Below are 26,692 nucleotides of genomic sequence, written 5' to 3' on the forward strand. Positions count from 1 at the left end.
GAGATTACGCACCATGCTTATCCCGCACCTCCGCTTCCACCGTGCCCGCTACCGTCACAGCCCGGGAAAGCCCTTTACTCGACCTACCCTTTGCCATGTTGCGCCTGGCCAAGAAGTAACCATCCTTGGCTTTGAAGCGCTCCCCTTGGATTACCAGCACTATTTACAGGCGTATGGCGTAATGCCTGGACGCACTGTGCGTGTGCTGGCCCAACGCCCGGTGACCATCATTCAAGTTGAGCATACCGAGTTGGCTTTTGAACCGCAGATTGCCCGCTGTATCCTGGTTAAACCCAATAGCGGGAAAGGGGGGCCATTGAACGAAACCCAGACACCCTCCAGCTAGACGATGACGCGGGGATAGAGGCGCGCCGCAATGATGACCAGAACCAGCGTGGTCACGCTCATGACGGCGAAATCCACCCCTAAGGAAAAGGCCGGCGCACCGCCAGAAAGCATCAGCGCCCGCAGCGCATCCACAATGTAAGTCAGCGGATTGACCCGCGCCACCACCTGCAACCAGGCCGGCATAATCGCAATGGGGTAAATGGCATTACTGGCAAAGAAGAGCGGCATGGTCAGCACCTGCCCGATGCCCATGAAACGCTCGCGGGTCTTAACCAAACAGGCAATAATGAGCGAGAAGAGCGAGAAATTGGCTGCGCCCAGGATCACTGCCACCGTAACCCCTAGCAAAGCCTGGGGCTGCCAGTTTAAATCCACCCCGAGCAACGCTGCCAGGGCGTAAATGATGATTGCTTGGGTCAAGCCGCGAATACCCGCTGAAAGGGCTTTACCGCTCACCAACGCCGCTCGTGGAGCCGGGCTGGCCATGATCTTGTGCAGAACACCTAAATCACGCTCCCAAATGACTGAAATGCCGTAGAAAATGGCAATAAACAGAACACTCTGCGCCAGAATACCCGGCGCCATGAAATCTAGATAGGAAAGATCCCCCGTAGGGATGGCCCGTACACGGGCAAACACCTGCCCAAAAATCAGCAGCCACAGCGCTGGTTGTACCGCTCGGGTGAAAAGTTCAGTGGGATCATGGCGTAACTTGCGCGCCTCCAATTCGGCAATGACCCAGGTCTTGTACAGAAACTCCCAAAGGGCTGCCCAGGGGCGTAAGGTCAGCGCAACCGGTGATGGGGAGGCAGTTTCACCCCAGACGACGGGCAACCCGTCGCGTTCGGACAGTTTCACGGTAACCTCCAGTGGCGTTTTGAAGTTGGTTTCCAGTAAAGTGGATGAAAACCTCATCCAACGTAGCGTCGGGCTTGCCAATAGTAACCTTTAGAGCCTGAGGAGTATCGCACGCTACCAGCCGTCCCAGGTGCATAATACCAACCCGATCACATAACAGATCTGCCTCATCCATCAGATGGGTGGTCAATAGGATGGTGGTACCCAGATTCTGGCGGATTTGGCGAATATAATCCCATACGAGATGCCGCGCCACCGGATCCAAGCCCACCGTGGGTTCGTCAAGAAAGAGCACCCGCGGGCGATGGAGAATGGCTTGGGCAATCTCCAGGCGGCGGATCATTCCCCCAGAGTATTCCCGCACCAAGCGATGAGCCACCTCGTGCAAACCCATAAATTCCAGCGCCTCGGTAATACGCCGCTCGCGCTCTGCGCGGGGAATATTGTAGAGTTTGGCTGCAATCAGCAGGTTTTCATAGCCGCTCAACGCGCCATCGGCGGAGATCAATTGAGGCACATAACCGATGACCCGGCGCACCTGCGCCGCTTGATGCCGAATGTCAAAACCGGCGACCACGGCACTCCCCTCACTCGGCGGGAGCAGAGTCGTGAGCATCTTCAGGGACGTACTCTTACCTGCACCATTGGGCCCTAACAACCCAAACACCTCCCCTTCGTGCAAGTTGAGGTTGAGGTGATCCACAGCCACCAGATTTCCATAGCGCCGCGTGAGATTTTGGGTCTGTAAGATCATGGTTGGCCTCTTTCACTGGGCAGCGGAGTCTCAGATGCTTCGGCGAGCACATGTCGGCGCAGAATCTGCATGGCCTGAACCACACACTCCCGTTCGGCCGGGGATAAAGTGGTCAGCAAGCCGAGAAAATAGGCCTGGGTTTGCGCCTGGGCAGCCACCAGGATGGCCTCTCCCGCCTGGGTCAGGCGCAAACGCACACGGCGACGATCATGCGCATCACCGACCCGCTCTACCCAGCCCATGCGGACAAGTTTATCTACCAACGCGGTGGTGGTCGGGCGGGTCAGTCCCAGGTGCTCTGCCAAATCGGAAATCGAGGCCATCTGCCGACGGATGAAGATCAACGCCCGAAACTGCGGCACGCTCATGCGCGGATCACGGTGACGGCGCATCTGGCTGCGAATAACCCGGCTAACTCCCATCACCACTTCCAAAACTTCCTGTACACATTGCTCAAGATCGCTAGTCATAGTTTGAATTCCTAATAATTAGATGTTCAAACTATAATCTTGAAAACGGCAACCGTCAAGAGCCCCGCTTCACCTATAGCCTTAAAAAAGGCTGTGGCGACCAGATTCGCTCCATAAGTGTTTGAATCTCCACAACCCCCAGACAAAGAATCTAAGAATCTTTTGAATTTGGTGGATAAACCGATAAGTCAGGTCATTACCCCCCACATATGGGGGCATACGATGGGGCACCAGGAAAGCGTGGCAAGAACAAATGTGCGAGTTAATCTCCTTATCAAGAACGTTTTGCCTGGCGCTCCTTAAGGTGACTCCACTTTAAAGATCCCCAATTTTTTAGGTCAGCGTAGGTTTCCCGACTTGTGAGTCGGGGTGAGATTTGCTAGAATAATTCACGCACCGATCATTCAGGGCGGACACCTGTCCCCCTTTCCCAGTAAACGCCCAAACGAGAACTGCTTTGGGGAAACCCTCTGCAAAGGCGCAGGGGGCATTGTTGGCTATTGCGCCGTGCTGAATGCACAAATTCAATGCTGAGCGGAGGAGAAGCCACATGGAAGCCGAACAAGCCTGGCAAGTCGTTTTGGGTCAACTGCAAATGGATATGTCCAAAGCCGCTTTCGACACTTGGGTGAGGAACGCCGAACTGGTAGAGTGGAAAGACAATTGCTTCATCATTGGCGTTCGCAATGCCTACGCACGAGATTGGCTGGAAAACCGTTTGACCAGCACCGTCACCCGCTTGCTCAGTGGGTTAATGGAAACACCTCAACGGGTGGAATTTATCGTCTGGCACAAAGAAGCGCCGCTTAAGACCTCCCCCGACGATCTGGCATTGGCGCCCTCCAACGGGCACAATGATCCTCCTCAGCCTCGCACCGTCATTTCTCGCTATCGTTTTGAGAACTTTGTCGTAGGGGCCAGCAACCGCCTGGCCCATGCGGCTTCCCTAGCCGTAGCCGAAAATCCTGCACGCGCTTACAATCCCCTCTTCATCTACGGTGGGGTGGGGCTGGGTAAAACCCACTTGCTTCATGCAATTGGCAATACCGCGCTCGAGCGCGGGTTGCATGTCCTTTATGTATCGGCTGAGGATTTCACCAACGACTTGATCAATGCTATCCGCACACACACCACAACCGCCTTTCGGGAACGCTACCGCAACATTGATGTTTTGCTGATCGACGATATTCAATTTATTGCCAACAAAGAATCTACCCAGGAGGAGTTCTTCCACACCTTCAACACCCTCTACGGCCAGGAAAAGCAATTGGTCATCTCCTCAGATCGCCCCCCGAAAGCCATGATGACTTTGGAAGAACGTCTGCGTTCACGCTTTGAGTGGGGGCTGATCGTGGATATTCAACCGCCCGATCTGGAAACACGGGTCGCCATCCTGCGTTCCAAAGCCGAGCGCGCCGGGCGGGAGGTGCCGGTGGAAATCCTGTACACCATTGCGCGCCAGATTCAATCCAATATCCGTGAACTAGAAGGAGCACTGACGCGCGTACTAGCCTACGCGGATCTGAGCGGCCACCCGCTAAGCCCGGCGTTGGTAGAAATTGCCCTGGCCGACCTCATCCCCCAACGCAGCCAGATCGATCCTGGGCAAGTCGTTAACGCCGTTGCACAAGTGTTTGGGATCTCACGGGAGCGTCTGCTCAGCCGCGAGCGCTCTCGCGAAGTTGCCCTACCGCGGCAGGTGGCCATGTACTTGCTGCGCGAAGAAGCCAATGTTTCCTTCCCTCAGATTGGCGAGGTGCTGGGCGGGCGAGATCACACCACGGTGCTCTACGCCTGCGAAAAAGTTGCCGATATGATCGAGCGTGACGATTACCTGCGACGCCGGATCTCCCAGGTACGCGAGACCCTTTACGGGCGCAGCGTGGCCGGCTAAGGATTTGGGCAAAATCAAACGCCCAACTCGCTCTGGAAAATTGGAGTGGATTTTCTTTTGCCCAAATTCTGGCCTCATGGTATGATTTTAACCATGCCACGGGCAAAAAAGATCTCTCCTGAAGTACGCCCTCAAACCTCCAGAGGGAAAGACAAACCCAAGGCCCAAGGTAGCGCAACCAGTCCTCGCCCGACGCCCCACTTTGACGAAACTGAATTACCTGAGGCCTTAGGCGAGGCTGAAGATGAGGAGCTGGTTACCGAACTAGAAGAACCCATTGCAGCCCCTTCCAGCGAGGATTGGGCAGATCTGGCCCTGGAAGACCCGCTGGAAATTCTAGAGGATCCAGCACTGGCCGCCGAACTTTCGGAAGACCCGGTACGGCTCTATCTGCGCGAAATTGGCCAAATTGGCTTGTTGGATGCCGACAGCGAGTTCCGCCTGGCCACCTGCATTGAGGCCGATCGGCGCCTAGATGCTCTGCAGAAGCACATTGATGCACGCGGTAGCGGAAACGGGCGCTACAAAGCCCTCTTCCTGGCCGTTTGCGAGGATTTGCTCACTTCCTGGGAACGCGTCAAGCAAGATGCTGCCCGCTTGGAGAACACCCTTCCCCCCGACCCGCAATTGATGCTGGCCGAGGCACGCCTGCTGCGCCAGACCTGGCAGAGCAAATCCCCCTCCTACGTGCGCTCCTATATGGATAGCGGCCCCTGGGGACGCGACACATTCTGGGATGGGTTGGTACGCAATGTCTTCAATTTCTTCCTGGATCTCTACCTCCTGCCTGGAGAAGCGGCTGATGCCCTGACCCAGCACATGGAGAGCGAGAAAGAACTGCCCGATCTGGCCTTTTTCATCTCCTATTTGAACGATGAGGAAGCCCTGCGCGCACAACGCGAGGAGATCCATCAGAACGCTGAAGAAGCTAACAACGTGCTGATCCGTGCCAACCTGCGCCTGGTTGTCAGCATTGCCAAGCGCTACCTGGGACGAGGGGTTTCATTCCTCGATTTGATCCAAGAAGGCAACCTAGGGCTACTGCGCGCCGTGGCTAAATTTGATCCCACTCGCGGGTACAAGTTCAGCACTTACGCCACTTGGTGGATCCGCCAATCCATCAGCCGCTACATCGCTGAGCAGGCACGCACCATCCGCATCCCGGTGCACCTCTTTGAGGCCATCACCCGCCTGCTCCGTGTTCAGCGCTCGCTGATTCAACAACTGGGGCGTGAACCCACTTACGAGGAACTGGCTTTGGAATCGGGGCTACTCAGCGAAGAGGATGTGCAGGCCATCCTTCTGGCACGCTCACGCAATCAACCCCTCGATCCTGAACTCCAGCGACGGTGGGAAGCCGCAACCACCAAAGTCCAGCGCATCCTCCAATCTGCCGAAGAACCCGTCTCACTGGAGCGCCCCGTCGGAGATGAAGAAAGCAGTCAACTGGGCGATTTCATTGAGGACGAAGAAGCCCTGGAACCCATGGATGCCGCCGCGCGCGAGATGCTACGCCAACAGGTGCAAAATGCACTGGGGGCGCTCACCGAACGCGAGCGTCAGGTGCTGGAATTGCGCTTCGGGTTGATTGACGGCAAAGACCACACGCTCGAGGAAGTGAGCCGCTACTTCAACGTGACCCGTGAGCGCATCCGCCAAATTGAAGCCAAGGCTCTGCGTAAGTTGCGCCACCCCACTCGTAGCCGCCACCTGCGCGAATACCTGACCTGATCCCGCCTTCCACCGGAGAACGGCGTGCGTATCCTGCTGGTACAAAACGATCTCCGCGCTTGTGAGGGGCTGGTGCGTTATTTACGCAACCGCGGTCATCAGGTAGAGCTCAGCACCCAGCCAAACGATATTCGCACTCAGTGTGCCGCTCTTAACCCGGATCTAGTGTTTTTAGATCTTCACTATCCAGGCGAAGTCTGGCTGGAATTACTGCGCTTTTTGCGTCAGGAACACCCTCAAGTGCGCCTTATCCTCACCAGCCGTCACCCTGACCTGCAACGTGAGATGCAGGCACGGGCCTACGGGGTAAACAACTTCCTGCGCCAACCCTTCACACCGCGCTGGATTGAGGCAGCACTGCGCCGCGCCGAAGGGGTCGGTGCGGCTACTCAGCCTTCGGCACGCCTCCCCCAGACGCAAGGCCAGGCCAGGGTACGCATTCCGGTTCGTCTCAAAATCATCTTCCCCTATCTCATCCTGGGGGTTTTCTTTACCCTAGCAGCGGCTTATGTCGTTACTCGCGTGGTCTTTGAATCAGTCCAGGAACGCTTTCTGAATCAGTTGCTCGGCACCGCCCAACAGGCTCAGAACTGGCTGGCCAACGAGGAAGACCGGCTCCTTGCAACCCTGCGCCTGGTAGCCAATACGGAGGGGGTAGCCACCGCATTAGAAGTCAACGATGCCGAAACTCTACGCCTGCGCGTGCTACCCCTGGCCATAAACAGCAACGAAGAAATCGTGGCCCTGATTAACCCCCAAGGGCTTGCCACCTTGGTCCTGTACCGCTCCGCAGAAAGTCCGCCGGGCGTCTATCAAGCCGTGCGCGAAGATCCCGCTTTTCAGTCGGCCGATTTTGTTCAGAAAGTCTTAGCGGGGGTAGTGGATACCCAGGGAGATAAATTCGCTGGTCGTCTGCTCACCCCTTGGGGACATTATTTTTTTGTCAGTGGACCGGTCTTCAATACTGAGAATCAACGGGTAGGAGTGGTTGTGGTGGGTAAGTCCATCGCCAGCCTGGCCCGCGAGATGCGCGAAGACTTGTTCGGTGAAGCAACGTTCTACGATTTCAACGGGCAACCCCTGAGTACCACGCTGTATAATGCAACCCCATCGCTTCTGCTTCCTACGGATCAGGTAGCCCAGGTGCTTGGTTACCAGGATCAACAGAGCCTGAGCCGCACCCTAACGCTGGGCAGTCTCACTTACGGAGAACTCCTCCGCCCATGGGAAGCCCGTGGCGGCGAGGATCTGGGCATCCTTGGAATTGCCCTGCCGCAAACTTTTGTCCTGCGCACCAGCCAGGCCACTCGTTTGCAGGTGTTCAGCCTGGTTGTGGCGGCCATCTTGCTAGTTGTCCTGATTGGCGTTTACCTGGCCAACCGCATCACCCGCCCACTGGCCCAGCTAGTACAGGCTTCCGCCCAAGTAGCCCAGGGGAATCTAGAGATCAAGGTCAACCTGCCCGGCAACGATGAACTGACCGTACTGGGACATGCCTTCAACGCCATGATTGCCGGTTTACAAGAAGGCTCGATCTACCGCGACCTACTGGGGCGCACCGTCTCGCCGGAGGTGCGCGAACAGCTGCGTCAGACCTTTGCCTCGGGCAACTTGCGCCTGGAAGGTCAGGAAGCCATCGCCACAGTTTTGATGACTGACATTCGCGGGTTTACTACCCTCTCCGAGCAGGTAGAACCGGCGCGCGTGTTGGCTTGGTTAAACGAATACTTTGACCGCTTGGTGCCGATCATCGTTGCAGAGGGAGGTGTGGTCAATAAATTCGATGGGGATGCATTGCTGGCGTTTTTTGGCATTCTGCCGCGCATTCTCAGCCCCAAGAAGAGTGCGTTGGCTGCCTGTCGCGCTGCGGTGCGAATGCTGGAAGCCCTAGAAGCCCTTAACCGGGAGCGCACTGAACGGGGTGATCCACCCCTGATTACTGGAATTGGAATTAATACCGGAATGGTGATCGCCGGCGGTCTGGGAGCCCGGGATCGCCTGCACTACACCATTATTGGCGACACGGTAAACACCACCCAGCGCATCGAGGCCCTGACCCGCTCTCTCATCCAGGGCAGTGGAGCGCTAATCAGCCATACCACCTATACCGCCCTGGGCGAACACGCTCAGGTCTTTAACCTGCAGCCCCTAGGCCTGCAACGGGTGCCTGGTAAGCAAGAGCCTTTGGAAGTCTACCGCTTGCTGCCCCGACCTTCCGCCGCAGAGGTTCCTGCACTGACACTGTAACTCACATCCCCTCTAGTAAAACCACCTTACCACGCGTATAATCATGCCCATGGCCTCGGCGCAACAGGCTGATGAGACAACTCAAATATCCTCCCATCGCCCTTGGCTGCCTTATCTGGCACTGCTGAGCGGTATTCTGGCCCTCAGCCTCTCCTCCCTTTTCGTCCGCTGGGCCAATGACGCCCCGGGGCCAGTGACTGCTTTCTACCGCATGGTCGTTGCCTCGGTAGTCTTTCTGCCCTTCTTCTTCCGCCGAGCCCAAGCCCACGGGCTGGGTGCCACCCGGCGCTGGCTCTTCCTGCCCATCCTGGGCGGTTGCTTCACCGCCTTGGATCATGCAACTTGGAGTATCGCGCTTCATGAAACACGCATTGCCACCGCCACCCTGATGAACAACTTAGCGCCATTATGGGTAGGTCTCTTCGCTGCCCTGATTTGGCGTGAACGCCTGCGTGAACGCTTCTGGTTGGGGCTGGCCCTGACCCTTAGCGGAGCCACCCTAGTGTTGGGAAGCGACTTCATTTACCGCCCACAACTCAACCGCGGAAACTTCTTGGCGCTGGGCTCTAGCCTCTTTTACGCGGCTTACTTTCTGACCACCCAGCGCGGTCGCGAGCGTTTCCCAGCCCTGGTTTATATCTTCCTGGTAACGGCTACGGCTTCGCTGGTGTTACTCGGGATCAATCTGGCCAGCGCTCAACCCCTGAGCGGCTTTGCGCCTAGCACCTACCTGGCTTTCCTGGGCGCCGGCCTGATCTCACAGGTTATCGGTTACTTTTCGGTAGCTTATGCTCTCGGCCATCTACCTGCAGCGGTCGTGGCACCCACGATGGTGGCTCAACCTGTCTTGACTGCGCTAATGGCCATCCCGTTGGCCGGCGAGCCACTCAATCTGACCCAAGTTGTGGGCGGGGTCGTGGTATTGGGCGGAATTTATCTGGTTAACCTAAGCACACCGCAAGCCAAAGGCAAAACAACAGCCCAGGAACTTCAACCTGAGATTTAGAAGAGTAAAGTTATCATTGAGAATCTGTCTTTGGTCGTGCCTCCCCTTTGAGCCCCAAACGGGCACAGGCCTGATCGAGCGAAGGCTTGTCCGTCAGCACCAACAGGGTATCCCTTCCTTGCAATACCGTCCCTCCACTGGGAATAATAAATTCCTTGCCCCGCGCAATCAAGACGATCAAGAATTCTGCTGGCAAGCCAAGGTCAACAATGGCCTTCCCCACTGCCGGAGAATCTGCAGGCAAGATCAACTCTTTTAGTTCCCCCTCAATGCCGCTCACGGGAGTGAACTCAATCGGATAGGTACGTCGAAAGTGAGCCGGCATATCCAGGTTCAACCAGCGTGCTACTATTGGGATCGAAGTGCCCTGCAACAGAACAGAGGTCAGGACTACGAAGAAGATAATGTTGAAAATCAAATCAGCGTGAGATACCCGTGCCAAAAGCGGAAACGTGGCCAGGATGATTGGCACTGCACCGCGTAGCCCTACCCAGGAGATAAATACCTTCTCACGCCAACCCAACCGACTGGGTAACAGGCTGATAAATACCCCCAGCGGGCGAGCCAAAAACATCAGGATTAAGGCAATCATCATTCCAATCTTGGCAATAGGCACCAAACGCGAAGGGAAAACCAACAGTCCCAGCGTAAGGAACATAGTGATCTGCATCAACCAAGCCAATCCATCATGAAAACGCATCAAACTGCGCTTGTGGATAAAGTCCTGTTGGGCTAAAACGATGCCTGCAAGGTAAACAGCCAGAAAACCGCTCCCACCCAGCACCGCAGCCAGCCCAAAAGTGAGAAAAACCAAGGCTAGGGTCAGAACCGGGTACAGCCCCTCATAGCCCAATCGAATGCGGTTGATCAGAAAGACCATGATTTTGCCCATGCCATAGCCCAGTACCGCCCCAATTCCCATCTGTTGCACGAAAAGCACGAGCAGGCCGCTCGGGGAAAACTCAGGCCGGGTTAGCCACTGAATTAATCCCAAGGTCAGAAAAATCGCCATAGGATCATTGCTGCCCGATTCAAGTTCGAGCAAAGGCTTTAACTTTCCCTTCAAACTCACCCCTCGTGACCGCAAAACACTAAAGACAGCGGCTGCATCGGTAGAAGACACAATAGCCCCCAACAACAGACCTTCTAACCAAGTAAACCCAAGAAGTGGGGCCGCACATAATCCCAAAACCACCGCGGTTAGGAATACCCCAAGCGTAGCGAGAAGCAACCCCTCTTTCATAACAGAACGCACTTGAGACCATTCGGTATCCAATCCCCCCGAAAAGAGGATCAACACCAATGCTACCACCCCGATGGCCTGGGCTAAGGCTGGATCATCGAAATAGATCCCGCCCAGCCCATCTGAACCAGCCAACATCCCCAGAACCAAGAACAACAACAGGGCAGGCACACCAAAACGATCTGAAATCTTGCTCGCCAAAACGCTGATGAGCAACAGTAGGGCTACCCCAATGATGATCCATTCATTCATGCCTTATCCATGCGCTCAGGGGCTTCTAGAATCAATGCCTTTGCCGCAACGCCACCTTGGATTATCTTTCATAAACATGCTTAAGCCGGGTTACTTATGCCAATTATAGGTGACACAAAAAGGAAAAAGCAACCTGTGCGAATAAAATCGGGGTAACATTCGTTAATAATGTGGACAAACCCCACAAGTCGAAAGGGCGAGGCGTGGAGAGCGCTTTGTTTACCACATCCGAGGACGAATTGGTGCACCGCGCCCAACACGGCGACCGCAGTGCTTTTGCCGAACTGGTACGCCGTCATCACGCCCACGTGATCGGTGTGGTTTACCGCCTGTGTGGTGACCCCCATTTGGCCGAAGATGCGGCACAAGAGGCTTTTGTGCGTGCCTGGCTGAACCTTAACTCCTACCGTCCCCTTATGCCCTGGCGCAATTGGCTCTACCGTATTGCTGTCAATGTTGCTTTGGACACATTGCGCCGCGAGCGCCATACGTTAGCAATCAACCAGGTGCCAGAGGCACGCGACAGACAACCTGACCCACAGGCACTTCTGGAACAGAAAGAGCGCGAGCACCTGGTGCGCCAGGCTATCCTGGCCTTGCCACCAACGACCCGCGCTGTGCTGGTGCTACGCGAATACGGCGGACTTTCTTACCGCGAGATCGCTGAGGCACTGGATATTCCCCTCGGCACGGTGATGTCACGTCTCAGTACTGCTCGCCAGCGCCTGCGGGAACACCTGGCGCCCTGGTTGGCCCCTCAGGAGGTACCTTATGAATGAGCATGTGACTGCTTGGCTAGATGCCTATCAGGACGGAGAACTGCGCCCCGCTGAACAACGGCGGGTGGAAGCCCACCTAACCGAGTGCTCGACCTGCCGGGAGGAACTTGCCGCCCGCCAGGTCCTGAGCGACTGGATTCGCGGTCTCCCTAAGGACCTGCCCTTTACCCCCACAGAGCGCTTCACCGCCCAAGTCATGCTCCGCCTCCCGCCTCGCCATACCGCCGCGCCCCAAACTCCCGCCGCCCTGCTCTGGGGTCTGCCTCTAGGGTTGCTGCTTATCTGCTCTATGCTACAAGCCCTATGGGGGCTGATCGCGTGGTTACGCTTCGGCGTTCAAAGCGGTCTGCTCGCAGAGGGGCTGCCCAACCCCTTCGTCGGTACAACCCAGAGCCTATGGGTGGCCTTACTCACGGTGCTGGGAGGTGTCTCCCCTTCACCGGTCTTGCAAACAGCAACACAATGGCTACAACAGACCGACCGCTGGTTTGGCGAGTGGTTGGGGTTACTGACCTGGCAGGCCCAAGTTACGTTGCTCTATTGGGTCTGGTTGCTGCTGTGGGGATGGCACCAGTATCGAATCCACCCACGGCACCCGGACAAAACGGAAGCCATAAAGTCAGCGTAAGATAATCCACCCAAGGAGACTATAACCATGATTGACCCAATCAAAATCCTTAAGCGTTCCTGGCACATCCTCTGGAATTACCGCACGCTCTGGCTCTTTGGCCTGATCCTGGCCCTGACGGCCTCCGGCGGGGGCGGCGCAGGCGGAAATCTTGACAACCTCTTCTCCTATCGTACAGGAGGGAATGGTGGGCCTCCAAGCGGTACATTTGAACGCTGGTTAGAGGAGTTCTTCCGCCCCCTGGCGCAGATGCCAGAAAGTCAATTGCTACCCACGCTGATCGCCTTGGTGATCACCCTGATCTGCATCTTTGGCGTGGTGGGGATTGCGTTGGCTGTCGCGCGTTACGTGAGCCAGGTCGCCCTCATCCGCCTGGTGGAGGATTACGAAGTGCAGGGGAGCCAAGTATCGTTCCGTCAGGGTTGGCGGTTGGGATGGTCGCGTAAGGCCTGGCAAGTCTTTCTGATTGACCTTTTGCTTGGCCTGCCCATCTTTGTCCTGGTACTCTTGATCCTCCCCATCATTGGCTTACTGATCGCCGGTGCTTCGGCGCAGACGCCGGCAATCACTGTACCCGCTGTGATCATCGGCATTGGATTACTACTACTCTGGATACTGGTGCTCATCATCCTAGGGGTAGTGATCGGTGTCCTAGGTGAGATCGCTCGCCGCGCCTGCGTGTTACAGGATATGGGCGTCATTGACGCCTTGCGCCATACCGTGGGTTTACTGCGTCATCAATGGAAAAACGTCGGCTTGATGTGGTTGGTCATGCTGGGGCTGGGGATTGGCTGGGGCATCGCCACCCTGATCCTCTTCGTCCTGCTCATTCCCCTCTACCTCCTCCTCGCCTTCCCGGCTTTGGTCGCGGCCGGGCTACCTGGTTTATTAATTTACGGCCTGGCTTCGCTCTTCCTGGCCCAACCCCTGGCCGTGCTGACCGCCCTGATCCTGGTCTTGCCGCTATTCTTCCTGATCGTCTTCTCGCCCTTGATGCTTTTGGGGGCTTGGGAACAAGTCTTTCTCTCCAGCCTGTGGACATTAACTTACCGTGAAATAATGGCGCTTGAAAGCGCTAACTCTGTAAATACTTCAGCCCAAGTCGGTTAATTGTGGTAATAATAGAGAGGAACTTAATCAAGGGAGCATCTCGATGAAACGGAAGTGGATTCTCTACCTGGTCATTGCCGGCGTTGTTGTCGCAGGGTTCTTGGGTTTCCGCGCCTGGCAAAACGCCCGCGCGGCTCTCAACACGACTTTTCAAACCGAACCCATCCAGCGCGGTAACTTAACCGCCTCAGTTGGCGCCACCGGTACCGTGCGGGCTAACCAAAGCGCATTACTGGCCTGGCAAACCAGCGGCCAGATCGGCAAAATCACCGTGGCCGTGGGTGATACCGTCACGGCTGGGCAAGTGCTGGCCGAACTGGAAAAATCCTCGCTGGCACAGAACATCATCCTGGCCGAGGCGGACCTGGTTACCGCCAGGCGCAACCTGGAGCAACTGCTCAATTCTGACCTAGCCCGCGCACAAGCCCAATTAACCTTGGTACAGGCCCAAAAGAACCTGGAAGATGCGCAGAAGCGCCGCCAGAGCAAAGATTACGCCCGCGCCAGCCAGGCTACGATTGACGAAGCACGGGCCAATTACATTCTGGCACAGAACGAGTACGAACGACAAAAAGAGATTTACGAGGGCGTGGCTAACCTGCCCGAAGATGATCCACGCCGGGCGCTGGCGCTTTCCAACCTGGCCAACGCCCAACGCGCCCGCGATCGTGCCCTGGCCAATCTGAATTACCTGCTGGGCAAACCCAATGATTTGGAGGTGGCCGAGGCCGATGCAAATGTTGCGCTGGCAGAAGCCAAACTCAAGGATGCCCAGCGCGAGTGGGAACGCCTCAAGAACGGGCCTGACCCACTAGATATTCAGGCCGCCCAAGCCCGCATCGCTGCCCTTGAGGCCACCCTCAAACTGGCGCGCCTGGAAGCCCCCTTCAACGGCACGGTAACCGAGGTGCGCTCCAAGGTCGGGGATCAAGTAGCACCAGGCACCATCTCTTTTCGCATGGATGACCTCAGCCGCCTGCTGGTGGATGTACAAGTGCCCGAAGTAGACATCAACCGCATCCAGATCAACCAACCTGCTCGGCTCACCTTCGATGCCATCCCCGGCAAAGAGTATTCCGCCAAAGTAGTCGAGGTGGGGCGTGTGGGTAACCCGGTCGGCGGGGTCGTCAACTTCAATGTCACCCTCGAACTGAACAACCCCGATGAACAGGTCAAGCCAGGGATGACCGCTGCTGTGACCATCCTGGTTCAGGAACTGGAGAATGTCTTATTGGTGCCCAATCGGGCCGTGCGTCTGCGCGAGGGACAGCGGGTAGTCTATGTCCTGCGCAACGGCCTACCTGAAGCCGTCACCATTCGCCTGGGCGCCACTTCCGAGACCTACAGCCAAGTGCTAGAAGGAAACCTGCGCGAGGGCGACTTGGTCATCCTGAACCCGCCAACGACAACAACTTTTGGCGGCCAACCCCCCTTCACTCGAGGGCAATAGCCATGACGGAAGCACAGGACTGGGTCATTGAGGCCTACGGTCTGACCAAAGTCTATAAGATGGGGCAGGTCGAGGTACACGCCCTGCGCGGCGTGGATGTGCGTATCCGTCGCGGCGAAGTGGTCGCCATCATGGGCCCCTCGGGCTCGGGAAAGTCCACGCTGATGAACATTCTAGGCTGCCTAGATAAACCCACCAGCGGCACCTATATCCTAGATGGCGAGGATGTCTCACGCCTCAAAGATGACGACCTGGCGCGCATCCGCAACCGCAAAGTGGGTTTCGTATTTCAGAACTTCAACCTGTTGCCACGGGCAACTGCCCTGGCCAACGTGGAACTGCCCTTGCGCTATGCGGGCTACAACGGCAACCGCCGCGAGCGCGCCCGCCAGGCCCTGGAAGCAGTGGGGCTAGGCGACCGTTTACATCACCGCCCAACCGAACTCTCCGGTGGTCAGCAACAGCGGGTGGCCATTGCCCGCGCTCTAGTTAACGATCCGGCCATTATCCTGGCCGACGAGCCCACGGGCAACCTGGACTCCAAATCGGGCAAGGAGATTCTGGAACTAATCCTGCGCCTGAACCGCGATCTCGGCACCACTGTGATTATTGTCACTCACGATCCTACCGTGGCTCAACAAACACAGCGCATCATTCGCATTCAGGACGGGTTAGTGGTGGAGGATGGTCTATGAACCTGGGACAGGCAATTCTGGAAGCCTTGGAAAGCCTGAGTGCCAATAAACTGCGCTCTGGGCTGACGATCCTGGGCATCGTGATCGGCGTAGCGGCCGTAATCGCCATGCTGGCAGTGGGCACTGGCGCCCAGAACGTCATCACTGGCTCCATCAGCGGCTTGGGGAGCAATCTGCTCTTCATCTTCCCGGGTAATTTCAACGAACGCGTACGCAATCCTCAGCCCCTCACCTTGGCAGATGCTCAGGCGCTGGCGGATCCGTTCCAGGTACCTTCGGTCACTGCTGTGGCGCCGGTTTTGAGCGGCACGCGCGAAGTAACCTTTGGGAGCGAGCGTACCAGCGTGCAAATTTATGGCGTGACCTCGAACTATGCGGCCGTGCGCAATTACACCCTTCTGGAAGGGGAATTTATCAGCGAGGAACACATCTTGGGGCAGGCCTCGGTTGCTGTAATCGGCCCAGAGGTAGCGGATCGGCTCTTCGGTCATCGTGAAGGATTGATTGGTGAGGTGATTCGCATCGAGGGGCAACCCTTCCGTATTATCGGCGTTACTGCGCCAAAAGGCGGTAGTAGTTTTGGCAGTCAGGATGATATCGTCCTCATTCCCTTGACCACGGCCCAGACACGCATCCTGCGACGCGATCGCAACCGTGTAGACCTCATCTACGCCCAGGTTAGCAGTCCGGAACTTGTCCCTCAAGCCATCGAGGAGATTGCGCAGGTGCTTCGCACTCGCCACCGCACCGAACTAGGCGTAGATGATTTCACCATTTTCTCCCAACAAGACTTTGTCAGCACCGCCCAGACGATCACTGGCGTACTAACGATCTTCCTAGGAGGCATCGCAGCCATCTCCCTGCTAGTGGGAGGCATCGGGATCATGAACATCATGCTGGTTTCGGTGACCGAACGCACCCGTGAAATTGGCCTGCGTAAAGCCGTTGGAGCGCGTAAGCGCGACATTCTAATCCAATTTCTTACCGAATCCTCGTTGCTCAGCCTCTTCGGCGGGCTCATTGGGATTGCCTTTGGCTGGCTGATCGCCTTTGTGGTGGGGCAGATTGCCGCCGCCAGCAATACCCCACTCAATCCCCAAGTGGGCGTTGATGCCATCCTGTTGGCAACCATGTTCTCCACCGCCGTGGGTTTGTTCTTCGGACTTTATCCCGCCAATCGCGCTGCCAATCTCGAGCCGGTAGAGGCGCTGCGTTACGAGTAAACAATTTATTAATCCTAACCCTCTGCCCCCCGACGTGCCTCGCGCTGCCGGGGGGATGGGCTCCTTTTGCCGGGCCAGACAAGTGGGGGAATACCCCAAGCTGTGTAAGCCTCATCCGGCAAGTGAACGATAAACCGCCAAGGCATGGAACGCCAGGGTTCAGGAGCATAAGCAATGCCCACTCGCGGGCCCACCTGTACCCATGCTTCCGGAACGACAAACCCGGGCTCAATGCTTAACGGACTGCCCGGCATGGTTAGATCACAGCCATTAAGTCGCCCGTCAATCTGCAACGCCTGACAAACCTTGGCTGGTCCATTGGTCCACACCTCTGGCGGTCGTCCGGCGCGATTACGGGCTATCTGCTCCACCCCCTCGCAAGGTACAATGGCGCGGATCAACACTGCCGCCGGCTGACCTTCCGGGCCCACCACAGCGTTCAAGCACCAATGCATGCCATAGGTAAAGTATACATAAGCCCGTCCTGGCGGCCCAAACATAACAGCATTACGGGGCGTGCGCCCGTGGCTGGCGTGACAGGCCTTATCTTCTTCGCCATCATAAGCCTCTGTTTCGACGATATAACCAGCCAGACGACCCCCGTTCTCCAAACGACGCACCAAGCGCTGACCCAACAGGGCCCTAGCCACACGAGTAACGTCCTCCAAATAGAATTTAGGCGGTAAAGGTCGCATTTCTTAGGCGTCTTCAGGGTTATATAGATGAACGTATTATAATGAAAACAGCCCAAATTGCTTGTGAGGATTCTATGAATCTGCGACCTGACCCCGGGTTAACGTTCGATGATGTCTTGTTGGTGCCTAAGTACTCCGCTATTCGCAGTCGTAAAGACGTGGATACCAGCACCTGGTTGACAGCGGGTATTTGCCTGCACATCCCCATCCTTTCGGCCAACATGGATACCGTGACCGAAGCCAGCATGGCCATCGCTATGGCGCAGCAGGGTGGACTGGGCGTGCTGCACCGCTTCATGAGCATCGAGCGCATGGTTGAAATGGTGCGCAAGGTTAAGCGTGCTGAGAGCATGGTGGTACTGACGCCCCTGACCGTTCTCCCGAATGCCAGCGTGGCCGAAGCGCGCCGCCTAATGGCCGAAGAGGGCATTGGTGGGCTGGTGGTTGTAGATGAAGATCGCCACCTGCTAGGCTTGGTGACCACACGGGATGTACTTCTGGCGCCTGATGCCAGCGCTTCGGTCACCACGGTCATGACCCCCCGTGAGCGTCTGATCGTGGCCCGCGAAAACGAGACCCTGGAAGCCGCACGCCACAAACTTTATACCCATCGCATCGAGAAACTCCCGCTAGTTGATGCTGAGGATCGCCTGGCTGGCTTGATTACCGTCCAAGATATTGTCAAAATCCAGGAACATCCCTACGCCACTAAAGACAGCCTGGGGCGCTTACGCGTGGGGGTAGCCGTGGGGGTGAAGCCGGAAGAGGTCGAACGCGCCCAGGCCTGTATAGAAGCCGGTGCTGACCTACTGGTACTGGATATTGCCCATGGGCACTCTGAGCACGCCCTACGCATGGTGCGAACGCTAAAGCAGAAATTTCCTAGCGTGCCACTCGTCGCCGGGAATGTGGCTACTGCTGAAGGCGTGCGCGATTTGGTTAAGGCGGGTGCAGACGCGGTAAAGGTAGGGGTGGGGGCCGGCTCGATCTGCACAACCCGCATTGTGACCGGATGCGGCGTGCCTCAACTCACCGCCATTGCCGAATGTGCTACCGAAGGACACCGCTTAAACGTGCCCATCATTGCCGATGGCGGGATGCGCACCTCGGGTGATGTTACCAAAGCCCTTGCTGCCGGTGCTAGTGCCGTGATGCTGGGCAACATGCTGGCCGGCACTGAAGAGAGCCCCGGACCCGAGGTCGTTCGCCAAGGGCGTCGCTACAAAGTCGTGCGCGGCATGGCCTCCTTAACCGCCAATGTCGAGCGCCGTCGGCTCGAACGCAATCAGGAGGACGTGGAGGAAGAAGAGTGGAGCGAGGTAGTCCCCGAGGGCGTAGAGGCGCTGGTGCCTTACCGAGGCAAGGTCAAAGATATTCTCCATCAGATCGTTGGCGGGTTGCGTTCTGGGATGAGTTATGTGGGCGCCCGTAATTTGCCCGAGTTATGGGAAAAAGCCGAGTTTATTCGCATTACGCCGGCCGGCAAAGTCGAATCCGGCGCCCACGATGTGGAACTGATATAATCATTTAGGAGATAAAGATGCACTTGCGCTCTTTGGTGGTTTGGCTCGTTCTTTGGCTACCCCTGGTGGCTTGCCAACCAGCCCTTATGACCCCTTCTCCCACACCGCCTCCTCCCACCCCTACTTCTACCGCCACCCCTGCCTTTGCGCCGCTTACCGCGTTAGACCTGCTCAATGCCGAGTACACCTTGTTGGATCCCGGCGGCAACCCACGAATTATCCGCCTGAGCGACGGAACCTACCAAATGGGGAATGACCCGGCTGGACCCGATTTTTGGACAGTGCGACTGAGTGAAATTATGGCCTTCGGCGACCTTAACGGCGATGGGCTGGGAGATGCCGTCGCTGCCATTGCCGAGAACTATGGGGGAACCGGGGTCTTTGTGTTTTTGGTCGCCCTTATCAACCAAAATGGCCTATCCCATCATGTCGCCTCTTATTTCATTGATGATCGCCCCATCCTTGACTCGCTGGACATTCGCGAGGGGCTTATCCACCTGGCCGCCACGATTCACGGCCCGGATGATCCCGGTTGCTGCCCAACTCTGCCAATGACGTACACCTTGCGCTTGGTGGGAAATAACTTAATGCTCATTCGCGCCACCTCGCAGACGCCTAACGGCCAGGAGCGCCGTATTGACCTGGACGAACCCACTGACAATGCGGTAATCAGCGGGGAAACCCTGCGCGTGCGCGGTCGGGTGACTATCGCCCCTTTTGAGAACACCCTGCGCTATCGCCTCAGCACTATGCAAGGTAGCACCTGGTTGGTAGGCCCGCTGAGGGTAAATGCCCCTGACCTCGGTGCACCGGGAACCTTTGACGAGATGATCCCAATTGGCAACTTGCCCGCTGATGTGTACGTGCTTGAAATCGCTGACCTGAGCGCGGCGGATGGACGCATCTTGGCGCTGGCAACGGCACGCCTTAACATACCCTGATTCGCTCCATCTTCTTTCTCTCCCGGAGGATCCGCTATGCCAACCCCTGTCATTGTCGATGCTATTCGTACCCCCATTGGCAATCTGGGGGGCATTCTGGCCACTGTGCGCCCAGACGATCTGGCCGCGCTCGTCATCCGCACCCTCGTGGAACGCAATCGGCTTGACCCCGCCCTAATTGAGGAGGTCTATCTTGGCTGTGCTAACCAGGCCGGGGAAGATAACCGCAATGTCGCCCGCATGGCGGCGTTGCTGGCTGGCCTGCCGGTAGAAGTGGCCGGGGTGACCTTCAACCGCTTATGCGCCTCTGGTCTGACCGCCGTTAACATGGCCGCGCGCGCCATTCGCGTGGGTGAGGGCGAGGTGTTTATTGCGGGGGGAGTTGAAAGCATGTCTCGTGCTCCTTACTCCATCCCCAAGGCCGAAAAACCTTTTCCTTATGGCAACCTGACCGCCTGGGATACCGCGCTGGGGTGGCGTTATCCTCATCCGCGGATGATTGAAATGTACGGCATCGAATCAATGGGCGAAACTGCGGAAAATATTGCCGAGATGACTGGCATCACCCGCGAAGAGCAGGATCGGTTTGCCCTGCGCAGCCATCAGCGCGCCATTGCAGCGATTGACTCGGGGCGCTTTGCCGAAGAAATTGTGCCGGTACCCATCCCCCAACCTAAAGGTGAGCCCGTGTTGGCAACCACCGATGAGCGCCCCCGCCGCGACACCTCACTGGAAGCTCTGGCGCGCCTCAAACCGGCCTTCCGCCCCGGTGGGACGGTGACAGCGGGTAATGCTTCGGGGATGAACGACGGAGCAGCAGCCCTGCTGATCATGGGTGAAGAGCGCGCCCGCACTCTGGGGTTGCGCCCGCTGGTGCGTATTCTTGCCAGCGCTGCTGCCGGGGTTGTGCCGCGCTTGATGGGTTTGGGACCGGTGCCGGCCACACGCAAGGTCCTCGCCCGCGCCGGCTTGCACTTGGATCAAATTGGCCTGGTCGAGATCAACGAGGCGTTTGCCGTCCAGACACTGGCCGTCATCCGTGAACTGGGCTTAAATGAAGAAATAGTCAATGTCAACGGAGGTGCTGTTGCGTTGGGTCATCCGTTGGGTTGTTCTGGTGCGCGCATTTTGACCACCCTGGTTCACGAAATGCGCCGCCGCGCCCCCGAGATGCCGCGCCCCTTCTACGGCCTGGCTACCCTCTGCGTAGGTGTGGGGCAGGGCGAAGCCACCCTAGTGGAGTGGGTGGATTAAGGGTTATGCGTGTCCTGGTAACCGGCGCCAGCGGATTCATCGGTGGTCACCTGTGCCGCGAATTAATCGCGCGTGGTCACGCCGTGCGCGCCTTCCATCGCCCCACCAGTTCATTGCGCTTGCTGATGGATCTGCCGGTGGAACATGCCCTAGGCGATCTGACCCGGCCCGAGAGTGTGGAGGCGGCGCTAGAAGGTGTGGAAGTGGTCTTTCATACTGCAGCCCTGCTGGGCGATCGCGCTAACCCAGCGCAACATTACGCCGTGACCGTAGAGGGTACCCGCACCCTCCTCATGGCAGCTCTGCGCGCTGGGGTGCAACGCGTGGTGCACACCAGTTCCGCTGTGGCGCTGGGAATTCCCATCGGTCCGCTACAGGCAAACGAGGATCCCCACCTGTACCTGATAGACGAAACCCATACCTGGAATTACCCCCCTGAGCGCTGGCCCTATGCCTATGCCAAATACCTGGCCGAGATGGAAGTGCAGCGCGCGGTGGCGTTAGGTCTGGACGCGGTTGTTGTCAATCCTACCCTGGTGCTTGGTCCGGGGGATCACTACCGTCGCACCCGCTCCATCGTCGTTCAGGTGGCACGGCGACGGCTACCCTTTCTTACCTCCGGCGGGCTGAATGCCGTTCACGTTGCAGACGTGATTCAAGGCCACCTACTGGCATTGGAGCGCGGACGACGCGGAGAACGTTATCTGCTTGGAGGCGAGAACCTGACCCTGCGTGCTCTGGTCACTGCCATTGCCGCAGTTTGTGGCGTGCCGATGCCAACCCTGGAATGGCCGGCCAGGCTAATCCGCGCCCTCAGCCTCCCATTGAGCATGCTAGAAGCCTATGTGAACCTGCCCATCGAAGCACGCACGTTGGCACTGGCCGGATATTATTTCTACTACAGCCATGCCAAAGCCCAAACTGAACTCGGCTACACGCCACAGCATACCGTAGAAGCGGCAATCCGTGACACTTGGGCATGGCTTCAGGGGGAAATATAATCAGAATCCCTGCGCCACTTCTGCCAAAGTAGCATCTAGTTCGGCCAGCACATCCGGCAAGGCGCCGCGCGGGGTCGTGCCTTGAAGCACTTGAGCGAAAGCATCCTGCACCACCCATTGCGCCTGCCGCCAGGCGGGGGTGTTGGGTGGGATCTGTGCAATTGGAATCAACGCCAGAGTCCCTCCCCACTGGGGATTCTCCGCGCGATAGTCCTCCAGCCAGGCTACCGCTGATGGCCCCATTGGGTAGCCCCCACCGGCCCGCACCAGCGTGGCGTGTTGCTCCGGCTCGTCCAGCCAACGGATGAACAACCAGGTAGCCAGTTCTTGGGCTGGGGTGCTACGCAGGACACCGTACGAGAGCCCGCTGACAATCACCAGGGGTTTATCCCGTCCCGGGTAGGGACGCACCGTCCACACATCTGCGCTGTCTCGGCGCGCCATTGCCTGCTGTTGGGAGGGCAAATCCAACACGTCCCCGCTGTAGAAAAGCGCCCGCCGTTGGGCAAAATAAGCGTAAGGGGAAGGATCACGCCCCACCCAGGCACACCCATCCTCGATCAAATCGCGCAAAAAACCCCAGGCTTCCAGAGCTTCCGGCTGATTGAAGCGCCACGCTCTATTGGTGGCGTCAAATTCATTGCGCAAGCCGAACGCCCGTAGCCAAGCCAGCGCGGTGAGGGGGTCGGTGTTGACCAGCCACCCCCCCGTGCCATCGTTGGTGCGGTCAGCATCACGACGATTGGCAGCCGCCGCAGCACACGCCTGATCGCGCCATTCCTCTGGGGTCTGGGGTGGAGCGTGGAACCCCAATTCCGCCGCCCAAGTCAGGTTATAGAACAGCACTGTCGCACTGCGCTGAGCAGGCAGGCCAATCTGCCAGCCATCCACTTGATCGCTCTGCCAAAAGACGAGCGGAATCTCTGCGCGGCGCGCCTCGCTCAACCCCCATTCACCATCGTTGAGCCAATCGTTGAGCGGACGCATGCGCTTATCCCGTACGTACCATGTCAGCAGGGTGGCTGGAGGTGCCACCACTCCATGCGCGATTTCACCTTCCGGATGCCCGCTCTCCACCCAATCAGCCAATACCATGCTGCTCCCCGCCGAGTCCACCTTAACCTCAATCCCCCACGGATTCTCGTGATTGAACCGCAGGGCCAAATCACTCAGGGCGATCTCTAATGCTCCTACCCAGGGATGCCAGAAGTTAACTCTTACCCCCTGCAAAGCCACGGCGGGCAAGGCCGGGGTCTCAGTTGCAGCCATTAGCGCCTGGGTTGAGCGCGGCGTTGGCCCGGAATGTGGAGTTAAGGTAGGAGATGTTTCGGGCTGTGGTCTAACCTGACAAGCCACCAGCAACCAGACCAACCCCACAAGCATCCCTCGTCTCAGAAGGTCAAATGGGGGCATGGCTCAATCAAAATCGGCCGGCCACTCAGGATGTTGGTAATGCTCAAACATACGCTGAATCTCATCCGGGGTGGTGCGTGCCAGCGAGAGCGGCGGGATGGTCTCTGCGGCAAAAAAGCCCACCCCATCCGTCTCCAGGCTAGTTTGGGGTTCACCTCCCAGTAACTCACAGCGCATGAAGATTTTGTAGAGGTGAAAGAGGTAAGGCGGGTGACCGTGGTAATTGCGGTCATAGAGGGCCAATAATTTGACCGCGCGCACGCGATAACCCGATTCCTCCCATACTTCACGCTCCACGGCGCGGCTGGGAGACTCGCCTACGTCCACCCACCCACCAGGAAGTGTCCACGCCCCGTCCGCGCGCTCCTTGACCATCAGCAGCCGCCCTTGATCATCAAAAACCACCCCGCGGATATCCACTTTGGGCGTGGCATAGCCCGCCTCACGCATTAGCACGTCTGCAACCACATCGGTGCCTACATCGCTATGGGCAGCGATGATTTCAGCCGCTATCTTCTGTAGCGCACGATAGCGCTCGGCATCATAGGGATTCGGGGTATAGGCTAGGCCGGATTGAGCCAGCGCTTGGATACGCTGTGCCCAATCCAGCCATCGGGGTTGTGCCATAAACCTCCATTAACTGCGCAAACGCGCTCCCAGAGTTTGCTCCAGGCGACGGATGATTTTCTGGCGAATCTGCGCGGCTTCGGCATCGGTGAGGGTATGGTCCGGCGCCTGATAGGTCAAATTATACGCCAGACTCTTCTTCCCAGCCCCAATTTGCTCTCCGCGGAAGACATCGAACAGGTGCACACGCGTTAGCATCTTACCCCCCGCCTGACGGATGATTGACTCAACCTGGGCTGCCGGCACGCTCTCGTCCACCACCACCGCAATATCTTCAATCACCGGCGGGTAAACCGGCACCCCCTGAACTTCAAATCGCTCTGGGACCAGGGAAAGTAAAGCTGTGGCATCCAGTTCAGCCACCAGCACCGGCGCCGGGCCAAAATCATAGCGCGCCTTGACCAGTGGATGTACCTCACCCAGGTAACCCAACTCACGCTCACCACTGTAAAGCACGGCACTCTTGCCGGGGTGGAGGCTGGGATACGAAGCGGGCTCAATGCGCCAATGGGGCACATGCAAGGCCTCCGCCATCTCCTCTAAAATACCCTTGAGATCGAAGAAATCAGCCAAGGGGGGCTCTGCACGATCCCAAGCCGGCAGGTGGCGTACCCCGCTCAGCACCAAGGCCAAGCGCAAGGGTTCTTCGGGCAGATCCTGCCCCGGCAACGGCAGGAATACCGGCCCGATCTCAAAGAACGCCAACCGCTCGCTCAAGCGGGCGTTGCGCTCGGCTACTTCTAGCACCGCTGCCAGTAGACTGCGGCGCATGACACTCCGTTCAGGTGCAATGGGGTTAGCCAGACGTACATAATCCGGCGGCGTGTAATCTCCCTCGGCAGGTGCCAGCCAGCGCGCCTCACGCTCCGGCGAGGTCAGGCGGTAGGTAACCACCTCCTGCAACCCCAGCCCTACCAACACATCCCGCAGGGCTTCTTCAGCCTGTAGCAGGGGCTGGTTGCGCTGCTGGGGTAGGGGATCGGCAGGTAGGGTCTCCGGCAAGCGGTCGTAACCGTAAAGGCGCGCAATCTCCTCGATCAAGTCCGCCTTACCAATGACCCCCTCACCGATGTCCAAACGATGTGGAGGGACACGTGCAATCACCGTTTCACCCTGAACCTGGCAAGCGAATTCCAGACGCCGTAACAGGTCCGCCACTTCCTCTCCCCGAAGCGAAACACCTAGCCAGCGCCGCACTTCAGCCTCGCTCAAGTGAACCTCCGGATCCACGGGGGGCTTCGGGTAGGCGTCCACCAACCCTTCAGCCACTCGGCCACCGCTCCAGGCCGCCATATAAGCCAAACACACACGCACCGCCTCTGGGGCCAGTGCAGGGTGCACGCCGCGCGCAAAGCGGTAGGCTGCCTCAGAACTCAAGCGCAACGCTGAAGCCGCCCGCCGGACGTTGATTGGATTCCAGGTCGCTCCCTCCAGCAATACATTACGTGTGGCTTCGGTCACCTCGCTCTCCAGGCCGCCCATAATCCCCGCCAGCGAAAGGGGGCCAGCCGTATCGGTGACCAGGATCATGTAAGGCTCTAGCGTGCGCTCCACACCATCCAGCGTGGTGAGGCGTTCGCCCTCCCGAGCCGGCCGGGTGATGATCGTGGGGGGCTTGCCTCCGGCGCGCGTTAGAAGCACATCGTAATCAAAAGCGTGCAAGGGTTCACCCAACATCAGCATGACGTAGTTGGTCGCGTCTACCACGCTGTTGATGGGACGCATACCTGCCAGGCGCAAACGTCGTTGCACCCAGTAGGGACTAGGGCGCGGCGTCACCCCCTCGATCAGGCCCAACACAAACCGCGGGTTGAGATCTGGGTCGGTAATCTGGATCGCCGCTCGGCCCTCAATGGAAGCGCCACGTTCAAAGGGCGGCAAAGGAGGCTGACGCAGAGGTTTGCCCGTCAAAGCTGCCAATTCGCGCGCCACGCCCAGGATGCTGGCTGCACGAATCATATTGGGCAGGATAGCGATCTCCAGCACCGCATCACCCATATAATCCACCAGCGGCATTCCTACTGGAGCGTCGTCATCCAAAATGATGATCCCTTCATGCTCTTCAGAGATACCCAATTCTTTTTCCGAGCACACCATCGAGAACGATTCAACGCCACGGATCTTGGTGCGCTTGAGCGTGGTTAGAACAAACCCTGGCTGATGCCCATCGTACAGGCGCGCCCCCTCGCGGGCATAAGCCACCTTAAGGGGCTTGGGAAGCGGACCCTGCCCTTTATAAGGGAACAAATTAGGCGCACCGGTGAGCACAGTGAGCGTCTCACGCCCATCATAGAGACGACATAGCACCAGCCGATCCGCATTCGGATGAGGCATCACCTCTTCAATCTGCGCAACCACAATCTTATCGGGATCCCAGGAGAGACCCTCGATTTTGAATTCGTGCGCCTCGGCGGGCATGGGTAATCCCACCAGACGAATTTCTTCCACCTCCAGCCCGGCCATAGTTAGGCGATAGGCCAGTTCCGGCAGAGAAAGGTCAATCTCCACAAATTCCTTCAACCATGAGAGCGGTACTTTCATCTCACCTCC

General features: G+C 57.7%; 22 protein-coding genes and 2 pseudogenes. 16 read left to right on the plus strand and 8 right to left on the minus strand.

The features are described 5' to 3' along the window. Positions 1-13 precede the first annotated feature (13 nt). Complete coding sequence (locus Q0721_RS03960) at positions 14-346, plus strand: FeoA family protein (protein WP_299025640.1); 333 nt, start codon at positions 14-16, stop codon at positions 344-346. On the opposite strand, the gene Q0721_RS03965 is transcribed toward Q0721_RS03960, so the two are convergent. From Q0721_RS03965 to Q0721_RS03975, 3 genes are read right to left on the minus strand one after another with little or no spacing between them, the layout of a single operon-like run. Continuing rightward, positions 343-1,137, minus strand: a complete 795-nt coding sequence (locus tag Q0721_RS03965) for an ABC transporter permease (protein ID WP_366519170.1) — start codon at positions 1,135-1,137, stop codon at positions 343-345. The genes Q0721_RS03960 and Q0721_RS03965 overlap by 4 nt on opposite strands. 25 nt (positions 1,138-1,162) lie before the next feature. Beyond that, positions 1,163-1,960 carry an ATP-binding cassette domain-containing protein gene (locus Q0721_RS03970; protein WP_299025646.1) on the minus strand — a complete coding sequence of 266 codons (798 nt, stop codon included), beginning with the start codon at positions 1,958-1,960 and terminating at the stop codon, positions 1,163-1,165. Next, positions 1,957-2,430 carry a MarR family transcriptional regulator gene (locus tag Q0721_RS03975; RefSeq protein WP_299025649.1) on the minus strand — a complete coding sequence of 158 codons (474 nt, stop codon included), beginning with the start codon at positions 2,428-2,430 and terminating at the stop codon, positions 1,957-1,959. The genes Q0721_RS03970 and Q0721_RS03975 overlap by 4 nt, the downstream gene beginning before the upstream one ends. 550 nt (positions 2,431-2,980) lie before the next feature. Between Q0721_RS03975 and dnaA the strand changes: the two genes are divergently transcribed. The 5 genes and pseudogenes from dnaA (at position 2,981) to Q0721_RS03995 (ending at position 9,308) form a co-directional block, all read left to right on the plus strand. Then, positions 2,981-4,324, plus strand: coding sequence for a chromosomal replication initiator protein DnaA (gene dnaA / locus Q0721_RS03980; protein ID WP_299025652.1), 1,344 nt, complete (start codon positions 2,981-2,983; stop codon positions 4,322-4,324). Positions 4,325-4,417: 93 nt separating this feature from the next. Then, positions 4,418-4,777: pseudogene (locus tag Q0721_RS12330) on the plus strand (sigma-70 factor domain-containing protein); the annotation flags it as partial. 297 nt (positions 4,778-5,074) lie between these two features. Continuing rightward, a pseudogene (locus Q0721_RS12335) lies at positions 5,075-6,055 on the plus strand (sigma-70 family RNA polymerase sigma factor); the annotation flags it as partial. A gap of 24 nt (positions 6,056-6,079) precedes the next feature. Then, the gene (locus Q0721_RS03990; RefSeq protein ID WP_299025656.1) at positions 6,080-8,302 is read left to right on the plus strand and encodes a cache domain-containing protein; all 2,223 of its coding nucleotides are present in this window, start codon (positions 6,080-6,082) and stop codon (positions 8,300-8,302) included. A gap of 43 nt (positions 8,303-8,345) precedes the next feature. After that, a complete protein-coding gene (locus Q0721_RS03995; RefSeq protein WP_299025659.1) occupies positions 8,346-9,308 on the plus strand; it encodes a DMT family transporter in 963 nt (320 codons plus the stop codon). 13 nt (positions 9,309-9,321) lie between these two features. Here the strand turns inward: Q0721_RS03995 and Q0721_RS04000 are convergent, their stop codons facing one another. Next, positions 9,322-10,803, minus strand: coding sequence for a potassium/proton antiporter (locus Q0721_RS04000; protein ID WP_299025662.1), 1,482 nt, complete (start codon positions 10,801-10,803; stop codon positions 9,322-9,324). A gap of 215 nt (positions 10,804-11,018) precedes the next feature. Here Q0721_RS04000 and Q0721_RS04005 point away from each other — a divergent pair, with 215 nt between their 5' ends. Genes Q0721_RS04005 through Q0721_RS04030 form a run of 6 tightly spaced genes read left to right on the plus strand, consistent with a single transcriptional unit; the run spans position 11,019 to position 16,688 of the window. Continuing rightward, positions 11,019-11,582, plus strand: coding sequence for an RNA polymerase sigma factor (locus tag Q0721_RS04005; RefSeq protein WP_299025665.1), 564 nt, complete (start codon positions 11,019-11,021; stop codon positions 11,580-11,582). After that, on the plus strand, positions 11,575-12,210 hold the full coding sequence (locus Q0721_RS04010) for a zf-HC2 domain-containing protein (RefSeq protein ID WP_299025668.1): 636 nt from the start codon (positions 11,575-11,577) through the stop codon (positions 12,208-12,210). Before Q0721_RS04005 ends, Q0721_RS04010 begins: the two co-directional genes overlap by 8 nt. Before the next feature lie 27 nt (positions 12,211-12,237). Next, positions 12,238-13,320: a hypothetical protein gene (locus Q0721_RS04015; protein WP_299025670.1), complete on the plus strand. Its 1,083-nt coding sequence runs from the start codon at positions 12,238-12,240 to the stop codon at positions 13,318-13,320. Between the two features lie 43 nt (positions 13,321-13,363). Continuing rightward, on the plus strand, positions 13,364-14,770 hold the full coding sequence (locus Q0721_RS04020) for an efflux RND transporter periplasmic adaptor subunit (protein ID WP_299025673.1): 1,407 nt from the start codon (positions 13,364-13,366) through the stop codon (positions 14,768-14,770). A 2-nt stretch (positions 14,771-14,772) separates the two neighbouring features. Then, on the plus strand, positions 14,773-15,465 hold the full coding sequence (locus tag Q0721_RS04025; RefSeq protein WP_299025675.1) for an ABC transporter ATP-binding protein: 693 nt from the start codon (positions 14,773-14,775) through the stop codon (positions 15,463-15,465). Then, on the plus strand, positions 15,462-16,688 hold the full coding sequence (locus Q0721_RS04030) for an ABC transporter permease (protein ID WP_299025678.1): 1,227 nt from the start codon (positions 15,462-15,464) through the stop codon (positions 16,686-16,688). The genes Q0721_RS04025 and Q0721_RS04030 overlap by 4 nt, the downstream gene beginning before the upstream one ends. A gap of 14 nt (positions 16,689-16,702) precedes the next feature. On the opposite strand, the gene Q0721_RS04035 is transcribed toward Q0721_RS04030, so the two are convergent. Beyond that, positions 16,703-17,383, minus strand: coding sequence for a DNA-3-methyladenine glycosylase (locus tag Q0721_RS04035; RefSeq protein ID WP_299025681.1), 681 nt, complete (start codon positions 17,381-17,383; stop codon positions 16,703-16,705). A gap of 74 nt (positions 17,384-17,457) precedes the next feature. Between Q0721_RS04035 and guaB the strand changes: the two genes are divergently transcribed. From guaB to Q0721_RS04055, 4 genes are read left to right on the plus strand one after another with little or no spacing between them, the layout of a single operon-like run. Next, on the plus strand, positions 17,458-18,906 hold the full coding sequence (gene guaB / locus Q0721_RS04040) for an IMP dehydrogenase (RefSeq protein WP_299025684.1): 1,449 nt from the start codon (positions 17,458-17,460) through the stop codon (positions 18,904-18,906). Positions 18,907-18,923: 17 nt separating this feature from the next. Beyond that, positions 18,924-19,847 (plus strand): Gmad2 immunoglobulin-like domain-containing protein, encoded by a 924-nt coding sequence (locus Q0721_RS04045; RefSeq protein ID WP_299025687.1) that lies wholly within the window; start codon positions 18,924-18,926, stop codon positions 19,845-19,847. A 36-nt stretch (positions 19,848-19,883) separates the two neighbouring features. Next, complete coding sequence (locus Q0721_RS04050; RefSeq protein WP_299025691.1) at positions 19,884-21,101, plus strand: acetyl-CoA C-acyltransferase; 1,218 nt, start codon at positions 19,884-19,886, stop codon at positions 21,099-21,101. A 5-nt stretch (positions 21,102-21,106) separates the two neighbouring features. After that, positions 21,107-22,102, plus strand: coding sequence for an NAD-dependent epimerase/dehydratase family protein (locus Q0721_RS04055; RefSeq protein ID WP_299025694.1), 996 nt, complete (start codon positions 21,107-21,109; stop codon positions 22,100-22,102). Here the strand turns inward: Q0721_RS04055 and Q0721_RS04060 are convergent, their stop codons facing one another. The 3 genes from Q0721_RS04060 to pheT are packed head-to-tail and all read right to left on the minus strand — an operon-like array spanning position 22,103 to position 26,683. Then, positions 22,103-23,485, minus strand: coding sequence for an extracellular solute-binding protein (locus Q0721_RS04060; RefSeq protein WP_299025696.1), 1,383 nt, complete (start codon positions 23,483-23,485; stop codon positions 22,103-22,105). It abuts the gene before it with no gap. A gap of 33 nt (positions 23,486-23,518) precedes the next feature. Continuing rightward, on the minus strand, positions 23,519-24,142 hold the full coding sequence (locus Q0721_RS04065) for an NUDIX hydrolase (RefSeq protein ID WP_299025698.1): 624 nt from the start codon (positions 24,140-24,142) through the stop codon (positions 23,519-23,521). Positions 24,143-24,151: 9 nt separating this feature from the next. After that, entirely contained in the window at positions 24,152-26,683 is a 2,532-nt protein-coding gene (gene pheT / locus Q0721_RS04070; protein ID WP_299025700.1) for a phenylalanine--tRNA ligase subunit beta, read from the minus strand. Between the last annotated feature and the right edge of the window lie 9 nt (positions 26,684-26,692).

The sequence above is a fragment of the uncultured Thermanaerothrix sp. genome (assembly GCF_938028735.1).
GTDB lineage: Bacteria > Chloroflexota > Anaerolineae > Anaerolineales > Anaerolineaceae > Thermanaerothrix.